The sequence below is a fragment of the Sphingomonas sp. RB1R13 genome (assembly GCF_036663775.1).
Taxonomy (GTDB): Bacteria; Pseudomonadota; Alphaproteobacteria; order Sphingomonadales; family Sphingomonadaceae; genus Sphingomicrobium.
This window is the reverse complement of sequence record NZ_JAXOJM010000004.1, coordinates 115836-134521: the sequence shown is the minus strand read 5'-3', so window position 1 is coordinate 134521 and position 18686 is coordinate 115836. Positions and strand designations below refer to the sequence as shown.

The following is an 18686-nucleotide window of genomic DNA, read 5'->3' as shown; positions in this document are numbered from 1 at the left end:
CGAAGCAGTCTCCGGCGACTCGAAGCTTTACTGCTCCGAAACGAATTTGTTGTCAATAATCTGTTAAATAGATCATTAAGCGACATGCCCGATCGCCTTACCCTGCATTAGGGTCAGCGTGCTTGATGTTAAAGCGGCTAAGAAGCTCTCATCGCTGGTAGTTGGCCTTCGTTCAGCCTGGAAGACGCGACATACCTCGTTGTAGATTGTTCCCAAAGGACAGGTGCCGTGGCCAAAAAGCTAAAGGCTGGTTCTTAGCTTCGATCGCCGGAAAGCCGCCGGACCTCTTTCCACCCAGTTCGTGCCGTTCCCGGTGACGACGGCGGACCCTACAAGCCGCTAGTCGGCTGTCGCCCCAATGGCAGACATAAAGAAAGCGGGTTATAACGGCAGTATGAATTATCCATCCCCATATGCAGGCAAGACCTTCAACGAACGGCTATACACTGTTGGCCTCATCGACGCCTATGACCCAGATCCAGGTTTTTGAGCCGGCGGCCGTCGTTGCTCCCGCCGGTGACGCCGCGCCCATTGAAGTCGTCGCCTCCCGCCCGGATCAGGCGCAGAAGATCGACCGCCGTATATACCGGGTAAAGAACAATTCACACGCTGCGCAGTCGGACACCCTTCAACTGCTCCGGGGGATACCCGCCGTAGTCGTCACCCCAGATGACGAACTACTGCTACTTGGCAGCGGCGGCGTCACCGTGCTGGTCGACGAACGGCCCATCCGGGGAGACACCGCCCAATATTTGCGCACGCTCCACGGCAGCGATATCGAGCGGATCGAGATCATTACGAACCCGTCGGCGCAATACGCCGCGCAAGGGTCCGGCGGGATCATCAACCTGGTGCTGCGCCGGAAACTCGCGGATGGCCTGTCGGGATCGGCCAGTCTGTTGATTGCTTCGCCCGGCCGGAGTGAAGCTAGTGCGACTGTCAAGCGCAAGCAGGGCAAATGGACGTATGAGCTGAGGGCGCAGTCAGCGATTGGCCGCCTACCCGGAACGACGGTTCGTAAGCTGCGGTCGGTCGATCAGGCGGACGGATCAACGAGCACGAACAGTGCCGCGGGCGAAAGCAGTTTACACATCGCCAATATATCTGGCGGGGGCACGCTGACTTACGACCTTACGCAGGGCACGTCCCTGATCGCGCAGCTGTCTGGCGGCGGCAATCATTATGCGTCAGAAAGCCGCACCGCCTATTTTGCCCTGACCCCCGATTTTCATTCCTTCACCGAGGCGCAGCACTATCTCAACCACAGCGGCTTCGAGAATTTGACGTTTACTTATGACCACAAAGGCAAGGTCGAGGGCGAGACGTTAAAGGCAACGTTCGACCAGTTCGACGTTCACACAGCGCCCCTGCTGACTGGCACTTACGACGATGGCGGCGGCTATGAGATAGCGATGAGAGCCCGGCAGCGGGGACTTAGCGGGCAAATCGACTGGAACCACCCGATTGGCAAAACCCGGATCCTGTCGCTGGGCGGCCGTATCGACAATGGGAAGTCGGCACGACAATCGCGCTCAATGGCGTCGGGAGCGGGCGGAGCGCAGCTATTCGACGTTAGCGATGCGTTTAAGACTAACGACATCACCATCGCAGCTTATGCAACCTATCAATTCCAGTCAGGCAAGTGGACGCTGCTCCCCGGCGTTCGGTTTGAGCGATTTGATCGCCGGTTGAAAGTCCCGGGGCACCCCTCGGTGGACGTTCATCGCAACGCGCTCTTCCCAAGTTTCCATCTTGACCGGCCGATCGGCAAGGAGGTCACCCTCTCGCTGAGCTACGCGCGGCGGATTGACCGGCCCGACCCAACGCAGCTGAGGCCCTACGCAATCCTGCTCGGCGCGCTGGCCTATGAACGCGGCAACCCGGCGCTTCGCGACCAGACGGGCGATAGTTACGAGCTCAATCTCCATTACCACCATAAGAGCCTTGACCTCGGCGCCATCGTCTATGACCGCGAGACCGCCAACCTGTGGGACAAAAGCTATTCGGTCGACTATGCGGGAAACAGCATCGTAATTCCTGTCAATGTAGGACACAGAAGCGATCGCGGTGCCGAATTCGACGCATCACTGCCGCTGCTCGCGCGGGTCAAAGGCAGCACCAGCGTCAACCTATTCGATAGCGTTGTCCCGTTTGACGCGCTTGGCGGCGGCATGCGGATTGGCCAACTTCGCTACACCGCAAATGCGACGATCGATTGGCAGGGGAAGGACCGTAAGACGCGCCAGAGCGACACGGGGCAGTTACAATTAGTCTATGAAAGCCCGGCGCGGAGTTTCCAGATCCGCCAGAGCGCCTCCGTCTCGGCCAATCTTTCCTACACTCACAGCCTCTCGCGGAGCGTTGCTCTAACTGGATCCCTGCTTGGCATCGGAGCAGGGCACAATCATCACCGCCTGGATGCCGCGACGGTGCGCGAGGTTTATGACCAGTGGACGCGCCAGCCCGAGATCAGGATCAAACTGGTCAAGACGCTCGGCGGAAAGAAATTAAAGGAGAATGGGAGCGTCAGCCGAACACAGCCTTGGCGGCAAACGTAGCGACTACATCGGCAAACAGCGAATGTCCGCTACCCACCCAGTTTCAGCCCTTCGAGCCAGACGCTGGCAAAGCCACAAGCGGACCGTCAGCCCTCGCCCCACTTGCAGACATTGCGTCAAGTACGACCAGCTGGCTGGCCTGCTCCGAGGGACTTGATCCCCCAGCATCCAGGTTCGAAGCCGAGCGCTCTATCCAGTTGAGCCAGGAGAGGTGCACGTTGAGCGGATAGAAGACTTAAAAACGAACAGCCATCGTGGCGCCGCCGCCATGCGCGTCGCCCCAAGGTAGCCAATGGACACGATCGCTGCGCTTGGAGGTCAACAGCCAGCCAGACGCTTCGCCAATCGCCGCGCCTATTAATACGTCTCCCACGAAGTGCTTTTTCGCTTCGACCCGCGACAGGCCAACGAATGCCGCGACAATGTGCGCGGGAAGCCCAACGTGCCAGCCAAACCGTTTCTCCAATGTCGCTGCTGCAGCAAAGCTAACCGAAACGTGACCCGACGGGAAGCTCTTGTTGTCGCTACCATCCGGGCGTTCTTCAGGAATGGCGTACTTTAGGCCCTCAGTAACGGCGAAGGCAGCACCCATTGAAAAGCCAGCTTGCTCCGCTCCGCCCCAGTCACCCTCGACAGCAGGAAGCCCCAAGGCAACGCCGACAAGTCCGTCGCGCGCGATTGATCCGGCCTGGCTCCAACTATGATGAGATAGCGCCAATGCTGGTGATGGCGTAACGATGCTCGCGACAGCGAGTAGGGGGAGGAATGATCGCATATTCACATGCGCGATATGGCGAAGCGGACTGACTTCGTGGTCAAACAAAAATTCCACGCATACACGATTGTCTTTTGCATCTCGTCACTCCTCTATTTGGATTTTGATTTCGATCTGCAGAAGCGCCTGGAGATCGATTGAACCCAACTTCGCGTTTGAACGTAAGTTACGACGGATAATCCAAGTGTGACATACGGCTTAAAGGCCATGTGATTCGAGCGCGACTTCGCGCTTGGTAAGGAGATTGCCGGAGTTATCGCCGGCGCTAGGGGCCGCAGGAAATCACACTCAAAAGACAAACCGTAGACCCGTTAACAGACTGTCCTGACGTGCACTCGGGAACCCCGTTTGAATGGCCACTTTCCACCCTAGTTTGAGCCGCTAGCCGGGCAACGACCCAGCGCTAGGATCAGGCGGTCCGTCTCGCTCCACTTTCGAACGTACAGGTTGCGTCGGGTGCTGCCCCAAAATCTGAAAGCCCTAGCTTCGCCGCCCAGCGTGGCCGGCGAGCCAGGCACTAGTTTCGCTCTTCATTCTCGGCAATTGCGCGATCCGCGTCGCGATCACTCCGGTAACGCGCTCGATTGGCTTGCGATCACTCGCCGCGACGTTCGCTTGGGCATAGACATCGAGCTTGTCGATCGTCGCCCGCTTGCGGCTTCCCGATCCGAGTCCGGCGAGGAAGCGCGACCAGCCCGAGGTGTCGACCAGCTTGCGCACCGCGTCGAGATGCGACAACGCGAAGTCGAGCGCCATTTCGGGATGCTCGGCTGCGACCGTGCTGATCATCGCCGAGCTGACCGTTGGTCCCGGCTCGTCAGTCAACGCAAGATCGAGCGCGCGTCGCGCCAGGCCGTCGTCCTTTGCCGCTCCGAGCAGCTCGTAATAGGTTGTCCGCTCGACCGCGCCCGAGGCACCCTTGGCGAGCACGTGGAGTTGCTCCCAAGTCCCCGCGTCGGCGTTTTTGGCAATAACGCCCAGCCAGGTCGCCTTGAGCGATCCCGGGATCGTCGCCGCAGACGCAAACAGCCGCCGAGCCTTCGCATGGACCGTCGTGTCGCCAACCGTGCCGAGCTCTGCGATCAGTGTCGGGCGAAGCGTTGCGTCGAGCACAGGCTCGCCAGGGCGGGGGGCCATTCCGATTCGAGCGAGCAACGGCGCGAACCGCCGCTCGATCTCGGCCGCAACTACCGCGCGATGCGCCGGGTCACCTTCGTACATGTCGTAGATTGCGCCCCACTGCGCGAGCGCTCGACCGGTCAGTTTCTTATTGGCGTCAGCCGGGACCGCGGCGAGCAGGTCGAGCCCGACCGCAACCGGCTGGTAGCCTGCTCGAGACAGCGCCAGATTGTCTGTGAGCAAGCCATATTGGTCGACCGCGCCGAGCCTTGCATAGGCTTTGGTCAGCGCCGCGATCTGCACCGGTTGGTAGAGCGTCCGATAATAGCCGGTCTGCCCGGCATTGAGCAACAGCGGGCTACAACCCGGGACCGAGACGCTCGTCATCCGCCCGTTGGTCACCGCGCTCATCACGTTCCCGCCAAGGGTCAACGCGCGGACCGGAACTCGCCAAGTGAGCGCGGTAAGCTTGTCATTGCGATCTTCGCTATACTGGTCCTGTGCTAACGTTACCCGCGACATGCCGTTGAGACAGGTCGTCGGCCCCACGCGCAACAGCGGGATCCCCGGCTGGAGGGTGAAGTCGTGGGCGATCCGGGTCAACCCCGGCGCGCCCGCTGTTTCGACCGCGGTCCATAGGTCATCGGTCCTGGTGTTGCTGTACTGGTGCTTCGCGACATAGGCTTGGATGCCCTTCTGCCACACGGCGGAGCCAGCGAACCCTTCGAGCATCGAGATGACCGATTCGCCCTTTTCATAGGTGATCGTGTCGAACGCCTGATTGGCCTGTTCGACGGTGCGCACCGACTGGACGATCGGGTGAGTCGTGGCGAAAGCGTCCACTCCGAACGCCGCGTCGCGCGCGCCGACATGGTCGAGATCCGCGCCCCAGTCGGGATGGAAATGTTCGGTCGTGCGGCTTGCCATCCAGCTGGCGAACCCCTCATTGAGCCACAAATCGTCCCACCACGCCATGGTGACAAGATCACCAAACCACTGATGCGCCATTTCGTGCGCCTGGACCCCGAAGATGGCTTGGCGGTCGCGGTCGCTGGTGATCGCCGGATCGTCGAGCAGGATCCGCTCGAAGGTGAAGATTGCGCCCCAATTCTCCATCGCGCCGAAGAATTGCGATTGGCCCGGGCCGGCGATATTCTCGAGCTTGGGCAGCGGATACGGGGTGCCGAAATAATCGTTGTAATACGACAGCACCTGCGCCTCGGCGTCGAGTGCGGTCCGAGCCTTGATCTCGTTGCCCTTGGTCATCGTGATCGCGACTTCGGTGTTGCCAACCCGAGTCGCGATCCGCCCGAAATCGCCAGCTCCGAGAAACAACAGATAACTCGACATGAGGGGCGTCGTGGCGAAGGTCACGCGCTTGAGCCCGCCCGGAAGAAGTTCGGTTCGCGCTGCGGGCAGGTTACCGACCGCCATCTGGCTCGCGGGAATAATCGCGCTCAAGTCCCAGTATGCCTTGTAGTCGGGCTCATCCCAGCTCGGCACGAATCCTCGCGCATCGGCTGCCTCAAACTGGGTGTAGAGCGAACGGCGCGGTGAGCCGTCCGGCGCCTTGCTGTCGAGCGCAAAGAAGCCGTTGGCCTGTTGGTGGATCACGCCGCCATAGCCGATATCCAGCCGGTAGCGTCCCGGTGCGAGCGGCGCGGCGAAGGACAGCGTCGCGGTTTGATGAGGAGCGTCGATGATCGGCATCCCGCGTCGCGCGAATCCGTTGGCGCCGCGGATTGTGACATCGCCGAACGCTAGTTCCTTGGCATTCAGCGTCACGCTGTTGGTCGTCTGGACAATGTCGAGGTCGATCGCGACCTGCCCCATAAAGCGCAAGTGTGCCGCATCGGGCGTAATCCGGACCGCATAATGACGAGGCACGGCGGTACGGGGCAACTGGGTAACGCTTGACTCGATTCCGTCCTCGTACGGCCGGCCCGGTTGCGCCATGGCGCTCGTTGCGGCGAGCAGGCAACACGAAGATAGCAGCATTGTCCTTGCGTTAAGCACTCTTCTCGCTCCTCTTTCGACTCATTTTCCCATTTCGCTCAACGCGTTATCCGCAAAAGGCCGCGCGTCAATGGCGGCCTACCGGATGTGCAGGCGCTGTTCGGGTGGCCGGTGGACATTCCCGACGAATCTGAGTTCAAGGACAATGCATTGGGCGAGGATATTAAAGGCTCAAGTGACCGGTTTCTTACGATTTGAGATGTCCGTTTTCTACCCAGTCTCTGCCATTTGGATAGCCGCTGGCGTTGCTAGAATCGGTCAGGCGGCCATTGGACTAAATTTCGGCTGCGATCTCAAATTCCATGATCGGGGTCGCGACAAGTTGCTTCCCTTTACTGACGCCATGTCCCTCCCGGGCTGGCCTCTTGCGAACGGGAGTGCGTGATGGAACGTCCTCTTGCAATGCTAAGTCAATCTGCGTTTGGCGACTTGGCCTTCCGACCCCGACGAGTAGCTGCCTTGACCGGTGCAACTTCGGTAGCCGGCAAGGTGCGGCTCGGCCTACCCTTTTGACCCAGGCCGATCTTTTTCGCCATTGAGCGACGAACCTCTGAGTAGCTTGGCGCGACCATCGGATAGTCCGGCTTCAGCTTGTAGCGCTCACGATACTGCGCAGGGGTCAGGCCGTGGGTCGAGAGGTGCCGCCGCAGTGTTTTATAGGGCTTGCCGTCGATCATCGAGATGATGTGATCGGCAGAGGACAGCGATCGGCGGGCCGTAGTGGCCGGCGTGTAGTCCGCTGTAGGCTCTTCGGGAGCACCCGGCTGCACCGAGCTGTCTAGACCGCGCACTGCGTCGTACATCGCCCTAAGAAAAGCGGGCACATCATCACCGGTAGCTCGGGTGTTGGGATTGCCGAGCCATGCGATTGTCAGTTCAGTCGCGAGCTCGACTGGCGTCGTGGAAGTTTCTTCGTCGGCCAAGGTGGTTCTCCTGGTTCAGCCGGTGCTGAATTAGCGCAGTGCCGCGAGTTGATCGAGCAAGCGAGTATTGGCGAGCGTTGCGGCCTTCGTTGCTCCAGCCTGATAATCTGGCCGCGCGGTGAACGTGAAGGTCTTCGAGTTTCCAAACTTCATTCCCCCAAAGCCACCGAAGCCGCCGAGCCGACCAAGCCCGCCCATCACGCCGCTCGCGATGTTCGCCGCCTTCTGGATCCCAGCGCCCTTCGTCGTGTCTTGCTTGGCCGCGAAATCGCCTTCGACCACAACCGGCTGATTGATCGTGATCGTTGCTACCTTACCGGTGGGAGCGACCATAGTGAGCTTCGAATAGTCGTCGACCACTGCGATCCCTGAATTAACCTGCAAGCCACCAAAGCTGAACGCGCCGGGCCGCTTCAACTGAGAGAAGTCGATGAGGTAGGTGACGTCGATTACACCTTGGCCCGATGTCTTAGCGAACTGGCTCACCCCGTACTGGTTGGTGCCCGTTGCCATCGTCAGGCCCATCCCGCTCATGCCGCTTGATACGATGTCTCCGGGGAGCATGAACTGCGAAGGGAGGGCATTCGGCTTGTAGTAGCTTGCCTTACCCGTGCTTCGCTTATCGAGCCGCACGCCCGCTTCGTAGGGCGCCACCATCTGCTTCACACGGCCAAAGTCTGGACTGGCGAAGAGCGAGGCTGCCTCGGCCACTCGGAAACCACGAGCGCCGAGCTGTGCCTTGAAGTCAGCGTAGGCCGCGTCCGTAATCGCCTGCATCATGACGGGCGTTACCCCGACAAGGATGCTCTTGGCGTCCGTTGCTCCGCCAAAGGCACCGATCATTCCGCCGTTTTGTTTACCGCGGTCCATAGACTCGAAGATGAAGCCAACGTTGAAGGCTCCGACGGTGACTGTTTGCACGCCCTTAACCGCTTCGGCACTGTGCACCTTCAAAGCGGCGTCCTGGGCCATCAGCGGACACGCCGTGGAAAGCGCCAGCGCGAACAAAAACGCACTGAATTTAAACCTGTTTGGCATGCCATTCCCCCTCAAGACTTGTGACTTCCTATTCAGTCACGATCCGAAAAGAAAGTTCCTCCGTTGTGGATAAGTGCCAAAGGCAAAAGCGATCAGGCTGGGAGACCGCTGTTTGCGCTCCCGAGTGGCCTAGGTACCGGGACGGCGCCGGCATGGGTGCGGCGACCTCTGGGCCGATAGCCGTCGATCCGCTTCTGGCCTTGGACCTTTGACAGCCGCCGTTCCCCGGGAAGAGCCGTCGGTTCGCTCTGATTTTCTTTGATCGTTGCGGCCCCCCTTTGCTGGCTGATGGGAAAGTGCCAACCAGCCGGGAAATGCGCTTAATCTGCTCCAGTCGCCAAAAGTGAGCTAGGACTGGCCCAGCGGCAAAACGCGTCGCTGACATGATAAATTCTAAGCTACTGAGGTTGGAATGCCGCTGAGCCCTTAGGCCGAGCGGCATCCAATCAGACAATATCAGTATCCGTAGTAACCATAGCTCTGCGACTGGCGGCGCCACTCGTCAAGTTGGTGCTGGTACTCATGCTGCCGCTCGAGCTGATCATGGGTGTAATTGTGCTGATACCGCAGCTGGCGATGAACCTGAGCGTGCTGCCATGGTTCCAGCCCTTGCTCATGAGCTTCGGAATGCTCTTCCTCGATTTGATCATGGGCATCACCATGTTCATCGTCGATGCCGTCGTGTTCCTCTTCGTGGCGCCCGTACTGGGAATATCCGTAACCGCCATAACCGTAGGAATTGCCATACCCGTAGCCAGGATAGCCGTAGCCGGAATAGCCATTGCCATAACCCGATCCAATTGAGATCGAGAACGTGCCACGCGCTGACGCAGCAGACGGCATCAAGGCGGCAAGAGCCACGGCACCGCACAACAGTAAGGTGGACTTGATGCTCATCAATCGATCCTTTCGCCGATACGAAGGAAGGGCTTGAACCCGACGCCGTGCATGACGGCTGAACGCGGTCGTTATTTCCCGTTCATGCGTGCGTTCTTTTCTTTGCGCCCGAGTGGAGCACTCGCCTCGAATACAGCCACGGTAGCATTCCGGTGTTGCGACGATCTTCCAGGCTTGCATCCGCCGGGCGGCTCAGTACTCCAACAGAGCGCGAGCGCTCGCGTCCAGCTCACCAGGGCGTGAAGAATACCGCGCGCAAACCTGCCAGCCATGAGGCCGTAGCGGCGGGGGAAGTCAAAGCCGTCACCTTCGCGATACTACACTACAACCTCTTATCGAGGTGAATGGCTTCAGCACAGATCACGGTCACGACGATCGATACGATAGCGTTTTGATCCGACAGTATCATGTGCTATTTTGTGATAGACGAAGGTTGCGACGTCGAGCGGGAGACGATGATGTCGAAACAGCTGATTGCTCTGGTTGCCACGGTCGTCCTGCCCTTTTCCGCGCTGGCTCAGACCCAGCGTGAGCCAGTCGTGCCCAATGCGGTTTTTGCGTCAAAAATGGCGTGCTCGATATCGAGCGAGGGCGGTGTGTCGAGTCTTGATTACAGTTTTGGTGCATCAAATGCCGGCTCAATGCCCTCTAAGGGCGGCATGAGTGCCGATCGCGGACGGGGCAATTGGGACCTTGCCCCCGGCAAAGGCAGGATTGTCGACGTAACCCTGCGGGTGACTTCGAGCCCGTCGTCCAATGGCGGACCGCCGACAGTGACCGCGCACGCAATCAACACCAAGGGCATGGGGTCGGGCAATCGGTCAAGCGTTGACGAGTCGCAGTTGTCGCCGCAAGTCTGCGCGCACGCCATCAAAAGCAAAGGCGCGGGTGGCCCAGATGCACGTGCCACGCCAGCGATTATGGGGGGGATAACAGGCGGAGTAATCGCTTGCCGCATCAATCCTGGCAAGAGCGTGACTATCTTCAATCCGCCGCCGCCGCCGATCCCGGACAAAGTGTCGATGCAGGACTTTCACTTCGTCAATACGAGCGAGGCCGACCGGATGGCGGCGGCTGGGCCTGGCGCCGGACCGCACGTAAAGGCGATTGCCTGCAGCAGCGGCGATGGCATACCGGGCCCGGTCTCAATGTTGCTGCTGCCCTCGGTACAGAAGTAACAGGCGCTAAAGTCAGCTACTCCGCTGGCTGAGCAATCCGATCTTTTTTGTCGGTGGAATTTTGAAAGCAGCCCGTCGCGTTGCTTTTGACTGCTTGAGATCATCTCAATCGAAAAGCGGACAGTCAGCTTTCCACCCAATTCTTGCCGATCTCGGTGACGACACGGACGCTGCAAGCTGTTTGTCGGCTACCGACCCAAATGCGGACACTCAGCGCCTATCTGCTTTCCACCACGGTCCTTTTATCCGCCCAACCTCACGACATCAGCACCACATCCCAACGAAATCGCCTCAGTCCCGAGGATCCGCTTTCTTCGTTGGCCATTACGAGGGCCGAATTCAGATGGCGCGCGGTCATCGTCGAAAGCAAAGGGTCGGTTGCATTCAGCGGTTCGCTAGGAAAGTACATTTGCGTGGCAAGCCTGAACTCCTGGCTATGAATCTCAAAATGAACGTGCGGGGTGCGTGTACCAATAGGAGCGGGATATGAGCCGGGTTTTACTGTCAGCACCCGGAATGCTCCGTTTCCTCCGCTCACCAATCGCGCATAGCCTTGGAAGTCTGGATCCAGCGGAGCCGGATTGACGTCGTTCGGATGCCGATACTTGCCTGCCGCATTAGCTTGCCAAACCTCAATGGCGGCATTTCGAACCAGCGTTCCGTTCGGGCGGAAGACGCGACCGATTATCTCGATTACTTCGCCCTGCGCACGGTCGCGATGGCCGTGGATGCGCGTGAGGTCGAAGTCATGATCGGCGAGGGGATGTTCAGGGTAGAACGGCCCGAGCATTTCTTGCGGCGTGACGTGGCGCGTAGCCGCACCTCTTGCGCGAGCCGCCATGGTCGCAGCAGTAAGCCCAAAAACTACGGTCCGGCGATCCAGCATGGCGCCTCTCCTCCATTCAAATTGGTCGAGTGCATGCGGAGAATATCGAGTAGTGGTGTCGAAGCAAATGAACTTCGAATGTCCGCCTTCCACCCAATTCATGCTTTGCGGCCAGTTCGTCGGATGCTAGGTGTGGATGGTCTGCTGCCACCCCAATTGTAGTCGTTCTTTTAGACAGCTAACCTTCGGCGACCGGCAGGCGCACGGTGTCATCGATCAGGCAATTATATACTTTACTTAGCAACGGACTTGCGGCATAGGCTTTCCAAGAGGGAAGCCAGCCATGAATATCACCGACCCCATCTTTCACGACGAAGCCAAGGCACTGGCCCATATCGAAGCGTCGCGCTGGCCGGACGGTGAGCCTTCTTGCCCCCACTGTGGATCGACCCGCACCCTTCGCATGGGCGGCAAGACGCAAGCGGGGATGTTCCTCTGCAATGACTGCCGCGACAAGTTCACCGTCCGCACTGGCACCGTCATGGAGCGTTCGCACGTTCCGCTTCACAAGTGGCTCCTCGCCACGCACCTCATGGCCGCTTCGAAGAAGGGCATGAGCGCGAAGCAGATGGAGCGTATGCTTGGCGTCACCTACAAAACAGCGTGGTTCCTTTGCCATCGCATCCGTGAAGCTATGGACGGCGCCACCGGCAACAGCCCCCTGGGCGGCGGTAACAAGGTCGTGGAAGCCGACGAGACGTTCGTGGGCGGCAAGGCCCGCAATCGCGCCTATCGCGCACCCAACCCCAAGAAGGCCGTCGTTGCCCTTGTTGAGCGCGAAGGCCAAGTCCGTTCGTTCCATGTTGCCAACGTCACCGCCAAGCAGCTTCGCGGCCTGATCGTCACTAACGTTGACCGCGCTTCGCACCTCATGACCGACGAGAGCATGGTCTATACCCGCGTAGGCCGTGAGTTCGCCGGTCACTCAACCGTCGTTCACTCGGCTAACGAATATGTCCGTATGGGCGGCTTCACTCACTCCAACACCGCCGAAAACTTCTTTTCGATCTTCAAGCGCGGCGTGATCGGCACCTATCACCACATGAGCGAGGCTCACTTGGGCCGCTACTGCCGTGAGTTTGATCTTCGCTACAACACCCGCACAATGACCGATGGCGAGCGCGCCAGCGTCATTCTGAAGGGCATGGAAGGTAAGCGCCTCACTTATCGGCGGATTGATAAGCTCGCCGCCTAAGATTGCTCCGCTGCTCGATCAGATCGGCGAGCGCCGAAAGCGCTGGACCTGGTAAAACTTAGACCTCTGGACAATACCGCTCTAGGCGATTCACCCGCCGAGCTGACTGGCGATAGCCCGTCCACGCCACAACCCCTCCGCAAACCATTGATATCAGACACACTAGGAACACTGGATTGGCAGGCCCCTCACTAATTAGCTTATCTACCCCGAGCCAAAAGGCACCGGAGGCGAAGAATGTCCCGACGACGGATAGCATCCGCTCCTCAAAAGCCGATGAGGTTGCGTCCTTAATTTCCATGACTGGAACTCCAACCACACCCTGTTTTCCCTGATGATAAATTGGTTCAAGGGTCGCCCCACCGGGGGCGAGGTCTTTGCCGAACGCTTTTTCCGCGTCGTCGTTCATGAACCCGCCCCGAAGGGGTTGTAGCCGAGCTGCGCAAGAAGGAAGAATTTAGTATTCCCGCAATTTGTGCAGACCAAATGTACACTCGGATACGTCGTTAAAAAGTCCTGTCCGTAGGCCTTAGAGAGCCGGTTGATTTGAAGTGGAACCGGCTGAACGATATTATCGCCAATGGCCCAGCTTAGCTGGGCGCACATTTCGCAGGATCGGCTGCCCAGCTTGGAGAAGAGCAGCGCCGCGATTTCTGCCTTTTGAGCGTCCGTCAGTTTCGTCGATGATACGTAAGCCGCAAGAGCGTTTAGAGTCGAGGGAGTGCTTGCCATCCCCCATTGCTAACCGTCACTTCTTCAGGTTGCCAGGCCCTTTGGTCTTGTGCGGCTTGTGAGGGGTCGCCAGCATTACCTTTAAGGTCGCGGCGGCGCGCTTTGCCGCCTCGGCTTCCGTGTAAGCTTCCGTTTTAGGATCATCGGTCATGGACTTGCCTGTTCCCAGTTTCACAGATGGCGACCCTGGAAGGGTCGCGTTCGCACGCCCGGAGGGCTTCGAAAGGCTCATAACAGATTTGATCCTTGCTTGGGCAAGTCTGGATTCTGGCCTTACTTTCTTCATGTCGGACCTATTTGAAATGCCCCCTCGCAACGCCCGCATCCTGATTGGAAGCATGAACATAAAAACCCGGATTGGAAGGGCTAAAACCCTCGCTAACCATGCGGGGCTTTCCGATCTCGCGACACTGATGAGCCAGATGGAGCGACAATACGAACCGGCCGTAAAGCCCCGCAACGTCGTCTGTCATATGCACTACTTTGGCGTAGTGCCGGGCGATGAAGTTCGGTTCCTGTTTGGCCCGTCAAAGGCAACCGCCGGGCCACCCTCCCAGACTACAACGCTTACTCTGCATCGCGACTACCTTGTCCACTCAACGCGGTGGGCGCTGGAACACGCAATGCAGATCCGCGACGTTGCGCAAGCGCTGCGCAAACAACCGCTTTCAAAATGGGAAGCGGGTCCTCCTCCCAGCCATCCAGCGTAGCGGCATAAAACGCCTCTGCCGCCGCATCCAACATAGCGGCCGTAACCTCATCAATGAGGGCATCGGTAGAATGCCGGCCTGTCAAGGGTGAGATGTAATCCAAAACATCCTGCTAAGTAAAGTATATAATTGCCATCGATCACGAGAGTTGCAGCCGCCGGCTTCCTCCACCATTGCATCGATTTCGGGCATCAATACTGCGAGCGCTCTAGCATGGTCCATGTGATCAAGCTGGGCGAGCGAGTAGCGCTTGCCCAGCCGCTCCATCACGCGGTAGCCGAGATAATAGCCGAATCGCGCCGGATAGGGATGCTTGCTTCCTCCGCCTGTAAAATACATCGCATACGTCGGCCGGTCAGACCTCGCGAGATCGTCCTTGAGCAAACAAAGTGCGCCCATCCAGTCGTGATCCACTGCCGGCCGTATCGGCCCTGGCGTTGTAAGCATCAGCATTGCATCGTCGTGCGTCTTATTCATCGTGCCTGAGACGTAGGTTGCTAGTCCCTCCTGCCATAGCGCACACCAGACCGTCATGTCCGGCTCGCAGTCTGGGAACCAGCGGCTGTTCTCGACATGAAACATCTCATGATCGAGAAATGGCCCGATGTCGCGGCCATTGTGATAGTGCGCGATGACGTCCGCCCCGAAGATCAGTGTGTTAACACCACGGATATTCCGGGTGCCGCCATCCATCCGCCCAAGCGAATGGACTAACCACACCGGCATCGTCATGCGGAAGTCTGGGAAAGTTCGGTGAAAATGCACAATTCCGGCAGCATAGACGGCCGGGAATTCGCGCTGGGCCCGCCTATACTTCGGGCGAACTTCGCCAAAGCCTTTGATCGCAGCCTCGACCGTTTGGTCGAACTGCTCCTGCGTCTGTCCGTCCATCGGTTCGTAAAAGCCAGGGAAAAGCACGTCGAAACGCCTCTCAAACAGCTTGACCCGCTGGTCCTCGGGCATCGCCACGGTTTCGTCGTAGAAGCGGGTGAATTCGCTGGTGAGCGAATGAAAGGGTGGCCCTTGCGACTGGGTAGGCATTCGCGCGGACGCCGGGGCGAGGGCTGCCGAGACGAGACTAAGCAGCGTGAGAATGCGCATCAGTTGCGCCATGCCATAGCAACACACGAGACGCCAGCACATCGACCGAGCCTTTAAGACTCATGCTCCCGGACCGCTTTCCACTCAAACGTAGTCCTTCCATGCGCGTCGAGTGCGCCCCGAAAGCGGTCGGTTTTCGCTTGATCGCGAAAAAATGATATGATTTGGGCCGGGAACCGACAATCGGCTTTCCGGTCACAATTTTAGAAAGCTGTCACTGTCTCAGAAGCAGCCAAAGGTCTGCTTAGCCGGGTCGTGAGCCGATTAACCCGCGGTCGACTTCGGCCCCGGTTCCCGCCATTCCTTTTGCAATCACGACGCCCGGAAAGCAAACCACACTGGCGCGCTCCCGCAGGGCCGATGCATTAAGCGCTGGCGTGGAGTAGCTTGCCCATGATGAACGTGATGGCCATTGCGAGCTACGGCCCGAGCGACACCGCTAAGCGGCGCAAGGCCCTGTCCGGCACCTTCCATATGATAGTCGTTCAGCCGGTCGATGGGATGGTGGCGGAATCAACTGGGCCATAGCGTCGGGAGCATACGCCCGCGCGGCGGCGCCTCCGGCCGTCAGCATCCGCCCCGGCCCTTGTGCCGAATCGGTAGGCAGGCGGCAATTGGCAACGTCGGTTAAATTTTACGGGCCCGGCGCGCAGCGACAGGCGAGCTAGTCGACGGCTAACGCTCGTTTCGTTAATGGAATCAGCGTGACACCATTAGCTGCTTTCATTTTTAGAAATTTTACTGCTTCCTCTGAAGGGCAGAAGTTCGCTTGAGCCATAGCAAAAGATGGGTCGCTTGCGAGTCCTGACATTCCTCCATAGTTTCGAGCCTGGTGGCGTCGAGCGGGTAGCCCTCCGGCTGGTCCGGCAGTGGCGCGACTTGGGCATCGATGCGCCGCTGTTCATGGGCCGCCGCGACGGTGCACTGCGCTCGGAACTCGCCGGCGACCTCGCCTATGACGTCCCGGCGCGGCGGCGCTGGACCGCAGCGCTCGAAACGCTGTGGATGATCTGGACCCTGCCCGACGCCATCTTGGCGAGCGATCCCGACGTGCTGTTCTGCGCCGGCAACACTTACACCATCGTCGTTATCGCGATGAAGCTACTGCTCGGCCGTCGCTGCCCGCCGGTTGTCGCCAAGGTCAGTAACGAATTGACGAGGCCGGGACAGGGCAAGGCTTTGCACTTGCTGTTCACGGCCTGGGGCTGGCTACAGTCCTGCTTCGTCGACATCTGGGTGGTGATGCACCCGGCCATGCGCAGCGAAGTCGCCCGCCTGCACCCGTCGACCCCGATCGTGGTCATTCCCGACCCCGCGCTGACCCTGCGCCAAGTCGAGTGCCTGCGCTACTGGCGACCGCGCAACGGCGGCCCGGGCGGGCGCCGCTTCGTTGCCCTCGGCCGACTTGTGCCGCAGAAAAACTATGACCTGCTGCTGCGGGCTTTCGCGACCGGCGCCGCTCCCGACGACCAGCTAACCATCTACGGTGACGGGGAAAACCGCTCGGGACTCGAGCGGCTCGCGGGTCAGCTCGGGATCGTGGCGAACGTCACCTTCGCCGGCCACGTCGCCCATTCCTCCGCCTGCCTGATCGGGCAGGACGCCCTGCTGATGACCTCGCACTTCGAAGGGATACCCGCGACGCTGGTTGAGGGGATGACCTGCGGCATGCCCGTCGTCGCGACCGACTGCGGCGTTGGCGTTCGTGCCCTCGTCGACGATTATCGCGGCGGCACGCTAGTCGCCCGCGGTGATGTCGCTGCCTTCGCTGCGGCCATCCTGGCGCAAGCGCCGGGTGCCGCCCCGGCCGCCCCGTTCGACGCAGAACTTTACACCATCGAAGCCGGCGCGGTCGCCTACGCGGACGTTTTCCACAAGGTTCGGCGCCGCAGCTCGCTGGTTCTCGCCCATGCCGTTTCCATCGAACGCCGCGATGCCATCCTCGACCATAGCCTGGGCGTGCAAGCCAATGGTGCCTTACCGGATCAGGCTGGTTCCGTTTGACGCATGACAGCCGGCGCTGGTCGCTGATAGTCCCTTTGCTGTTACTGCTACTCGCCGTCGCGGCGCGGGCGCAAACCTTCGGCAATCCGGTCATCGGCTACGACGAACAATTCTACCTGCTCGTCGGCGACCGCATGATCCACGGCGCGATCCCGTTCGTCGATATCTTCGACCGGAAACCGATAGGCCTCTTCCTGATCTATGGCGCGATCCGGCTGATCGGCGGCGAAGGCACGTTGCAATATCAGCTCGTCGCCCTACTCGTCGCTTGGGCGACGGCGCTGTTAGTCTGGCGTTTCGCCACCCGGCTAACGACCCGTTTCGGCGCAATCGCCGCGGCTTGCGCCTACCTCATCTGGCTCAATTTTATGGAAGGCGAAGGCGGGCAGGCGCCGGTCTTCTTTAACTTGCCGATTATCGCCGCGGCGATGCTCATCGAGCGGGCGGTGCGCCGGTGCGTTTTAACCCTCCGCTCGGGCCTGCTGCCAATGCTACTCGTCGGCGTCGCGATCCAGATCAAATATACCGCTTTGTTCGAAGGTATTTTTTTCGCCTGCCTGCTGCTGTGGACGGCATGGCGATCGGAAGTTGGCCCTGCCCGGGTGGCAGCCATGGCGTCATGCTGGTCCGCTATGGCGCTGGCGCCGACACTCGCCGCCTATCTTGCTTACGCTGCGGCGGGCTACGGCAATATTTTTCTGTTTGCCAATTTCGTGTCGATGTGGGGCAAGCTCCCCGATCCGCCAATGACCGGCATCGTCGGCCTCCTGACCATCGTCGTCATCCTCACGCCGCTGCTCGCCTGCGCGGCCTGCGCCCCGCCATCTAGGAACGACGCCCAGGAATCGAGCCGCCGCTTCGTGCTCCAGTGGTTCGCCGCGGCGATCGCCGGGATGCTCGTGATGCGTAGCTTCTCGACACCGCAATATGCCATGCCCGTGCTCGTCCCCGCGGTCCTCGCCGCGGCCCCGCGCCTCGGAAAGCCCGGCGCGCAGCGCAAGGCAGTATGGCTCAACCTTTCCATCGCGTTCGTCATCGCGCAGTTCGTTCTCGTCTCGCTCCAGGAGCTAAAAGGCCGGGCGCCGGAGGCGGCGCGGATCGCGCGGGCGGCCACCCCGACGCACGGGTGCCTGTTCGTCTACGACGGCTATCCTGCGCTCTATCGACTGACCCACAGCTGCCTGCTGTCGCGCTTCGTCTTTCCCGGCCATCTCAACATGACCAATGAGGGCAGCGCCGCAGCGCTCGGCGTCGATCCCGCCGGCGAGGTACGGCGCATCATGGCGCTGCATCCCGAAAAAGTGACCATGGACGACCCGCCGTTCGAGCGCGTCAACCACAAGACCTATGCGATCATGGAGCAGCTGTTGGCGCGCGACTACCGCCTCGTGTTCGCGATGCGGACCGGCAATCGACGGCGGCTGGTTTATCGACGGAGCGATTGACGCCGCTTGAGTTCAGCAAGCGGACGAACAGCGATTTCATCTTAATCACTGCTACAGGAGCGGCGGCGGCGAAATAATCTCAACATATGAAGGTCATGGCTGGTAGCGA

The 18686-nt window shown here is 59.8% G+C and carries 15 protein-coding genes and 1 tRNA gene; 6 read left to right on the top strand and 10 right to left on the bottom strand.

What is annotated here, in order from left to right:
- Positions 1 to 467 precede the first annotated feature (467 nt).
- Positions 468 to 2558 carry a TonB-dependent receptor plug domain-containing protein gene (locus U1700_RS13155; RefSeq protein ID WP_332753138.1) on the top strand — a complete coding sequence of 697 codons (2091 nt, stop codon included), beginning with the start codon at positions 468 to 470 and terminating at the stop codon, positions 2556 to 2558.
- Between the two features lie 135 nt (positions 2559 to 2693).
- Here U1700_RS13155 and U1700_RS13150 read toward each other — a convergent pair.
- The 6 genes from U1700_RS13150 to U1700_RS13125 all read right to left on the bottom strand — a co-directional run bounded on the left by U1700_RS13150 (position 2694) and on the right by U1700_RS13125 (position 9326).
- Positions 2694 to 2770 (bottom strand) — tRNA-Arg (locus tag U1700_RS13150).
- Between the two features lie 23 nt (positions 2771 to 2793).
- The gene (locus U1700_RS13145) at positions 2794 to 3390 is read right to left on the bottom strand and encodes a phosphatase PAP2 family protein (protein WP_332753137.1); all 597 of its coding nucleotides are present in this window, start codon (positions 3388 to 3390) and stop codon (positions 2794 to 2796) included.
- A gap of 423 nt (positions 3391 to 3813) precedes the next feature.
- Positions 3814 to 6408 (bottom strand): M1 family metallopeptidase, encoded by a 2595-nt coding sequence (locus U1700_RS13140; protein ID WP_332753136.1) that lies wholly within the window; start codon positions 6406 to 6408, stop codon positions 3814 to 3816.
- Between the two features lie 470 nt (positions 6409 to 6878).
- Complete coding sequence (locus U1700_RS13135) at positions 6879 to 7391, bottom strand: MucR family transcriptional regulator (RefSeq protein ID WP_332753135.1); 513 nt, start codon at positions 7389 to 7391, stop codon at positions 6879 to 6881.
- Between the two features lie 30 nt (positions 7392 to 7421).
- A complete protein-coding gene (locus tag U1700_RS13130; protein ID WP_332753134.1) occupies positions 7422 to 8429 on the bottom strand; it encodes a hypothetical protein in 1008 nt (335 codons plus the stop codon).
- A 456-nt stretch (positions 8430 to 8885) separates the two neighbouring features.
- Complete coding sequence (locus U1700_RS13125) at positions 8886 to 9326, bottom strand: hypothetical protein (protein WP_332753133.1); 441 nt, start codon at positions 9324 to 9326, stop codon at positions 8886 to 8888.
- Between the two features lie 407 nt (positions 9327 to 9733).
- Here U1700_RS13125 and U1700_RS13120 point away from each other — a divergent pair, with 407 nt between their 5' ends.
- Positions 9734 to 10504 (top strand): hypothetical protein, encoded by a 771-nt coding sequence (locus U1700_RS13120; protein WP_332753132.1) that lies wholly within the window; start codon positions 9734 to 9736, stop codon positions 10502 to 10504.
- 256 nt (positions 10505 to 10760) lie between these two features.
- Here U1700_RS13120 and U1700_RS13115 read toward each other — a convergent pair whose 3' ends face one another.
- Positions 10761 to 11390 (bottom strand): protocatechuate 3,4-dioxygenase, encoded by a 630-nt coding sequence (locus U1700_RS13115; protein ID WP_332753131.1) that lies wholly within the window; start codon positions 11388 to 11390, stop codon positions 10761 to 10763.
- 283 nt (positions 11391 to 11673) lie between these two features.
- On the opposite strand from U1700_RS13115, the gene U1700_RS13110 reads away from it, so the two are divergent.
- On the top strand, positions 11674 to 12585 hold the full coding sequence (locus U1700_RS13110; RefSeq protein WP_332753130.1) for an IS1595 family transposase: 912 nt from the start codon (positions 11674 to 11676) through the stop codon (positions 12583 to 12585).
- 58 nt (positions 12586 to 12643) lie between these two features.
- On the opposite strand, the gene U1700_RS13105 is transcribed toward U1700_RS13110, so the two are convergent.
- Positions 12644 to 12994, bottom strand: a complete 351-nt coding sequence (locus U1700_RS13105; RefSeq protein WP_332753129.1) for a hypothetical protein — start codon at positions 12992 to 12994, stop codon at positions 12644 to 12646.
- Between the two features lie 339 nt (positions 12995 to 13333).
- Positions 13334 to 13468, bottom strand: a complete 135-nt coding sequence (locus U1700_RS13100) for a hypothetical protein (RefSeq protein ID WP_332753128.1) — start codon at positions 13466 to 13468, stop codon at positions 13334 to 13336.
- On the opposite strand from U1700_RS13100, the gene U1700_RS13095 reads away from it, so the two are divergent.
- Positions 13467 to 14027, top strand: coding sequence for a hypothetical protein (locus U1700_RS13095; RefSeq protein WP_332753127.1), 561 nt, complete (start codon positions 13467 to 13469; stop codon positions 14025 to 14027). The two genes, U1700_RS13100 and U1700_RS13095, sit on opposite strands and share 2 nt — an antisense overlap.
- 81 nt (positions 14028 to 14108) lie before the next feature.
- On the opposite strand, the gene U1700_RS13090 is transcribed toward U1700_RS13095, so the two are convergent.
- Positions 14109 to 15140 carry a DUF2268 domain-containing putative Zn-dependent protease gene (locus tag U1700_RS13090; RefSeq protein ID WP_332753126.1) on the bottom strand — a complete coding sequence of 344 codons (1032 nt, stop codon included), beginning with the start codon at positions 15138 to 15140 and terminating at the stop codon, positions 14109 to 14111.
- 783 nt (positions 15141 to 15923) lie between these two features.
- Between U1700_RS13090 and U1700_RS13085 the strand changes: the two genes are divergently transcribed.
- Positions 15924 to 17132, top strand: coding sequence for a glycosyltransferase (locus tag U1700_RS13085; RefSeq protein WP_332753125.1), 1209 nt, complete (start codon positions 15924 to 15926; stop codon positions 17130 to 17132).
- The gene (locus U1700_RS13080; RefSeq protein WP_332753124.1) at positions 17129 to 18577 is read left to right on the top strand and encodes an ArnT family glycosyltransferase; all 1449 of its coding nucleotides are present in this window, start codon (positions 17129 to 17131) and stop codon (positions 18575 to 18577) included. Before U1700_RS13085 ends, U1700_RS13080 begins: the two co-directional genes overlap by 4 nt.
- Positions 18578 to 18686 lie beyond the last annotated feature (109 nt).

Coding starts and splice junctions, on each gene's coding strand:
- U1700_RS13100 (WP_332753128.1), bottom strand. CDS start 13,468: ATGACCGATGATCCTAAAACGGAAGCTTACACGGAAGCCGAGGCGGCA.
- U1700_RS13090 (WP_332753126.1), bottom strand. CDS start 15,140: ATGGCGCAACTGATGCGCATTCTCACGCTGCTTAGTCTCGTCTCGGCA.
- U1700_RS13115 (WP_332753131.1), bottom strand. CDS start 11,390: ATGCTGGATCGCCGGACCGTAGTTTTTGGGCTTACTGCTGCGACCATG.
- U1700_RS13125 (WP_332753133.1), bottom strand. CDS start 9,326: ATGAGCATCAAGTCCACCTTACTGTTGTGCGGTGCCGTGGCTCTTGCC.
- U1700_RS13155 (WP_332753138.1), top strand. CDS start 468: ATGACCCAGATCCAGGTTTTTGAGCCGGCGGCCGTCGTTGCTCCCGCC.
- U1700_RS13110 (WP_332753130.1), top strand. CDS start 11,674: ATGAATATCACCGACCCCATCTTTCACGACGAAGCCAAGGCACTGGCC.
- U1700_RS13095 (WP_332753127.1), top strand. CDS start 13,467: ATGGACTTGCCTGTTCCCAGTTTCACAGATGGCGACCCTGGAAGGGTC.
- U1700_RS13105 (WP_332753129.1), bottom strand. CDS start 12,994: ATGAACGACGACGCGGAAAAAGCGTTCGGCAAAGACCTCGCCCCCGGT.
- U1700_RS13130 (WP_332753134.1), bottom strand. CDS start 8,429: ATGCCAAACAGGTTTAAATTCAGTGCGTTTTTGTTCGCGCTGGCGCTT.
- U1700_RS13140 (WP_332753136.1), bottom strand. CDS start 6,408: ATGGCGCAACCGGGCCGGCCGTACGAGGACGGAATCGAGTCAAGCGTT.
- U1700_RS13120 (WP_332753132.1), top strand. CDS start 9,734: ATGTGCTATTTTGTGATAGACGAAGGTTGCGACGTCGAGCGGGAGACG.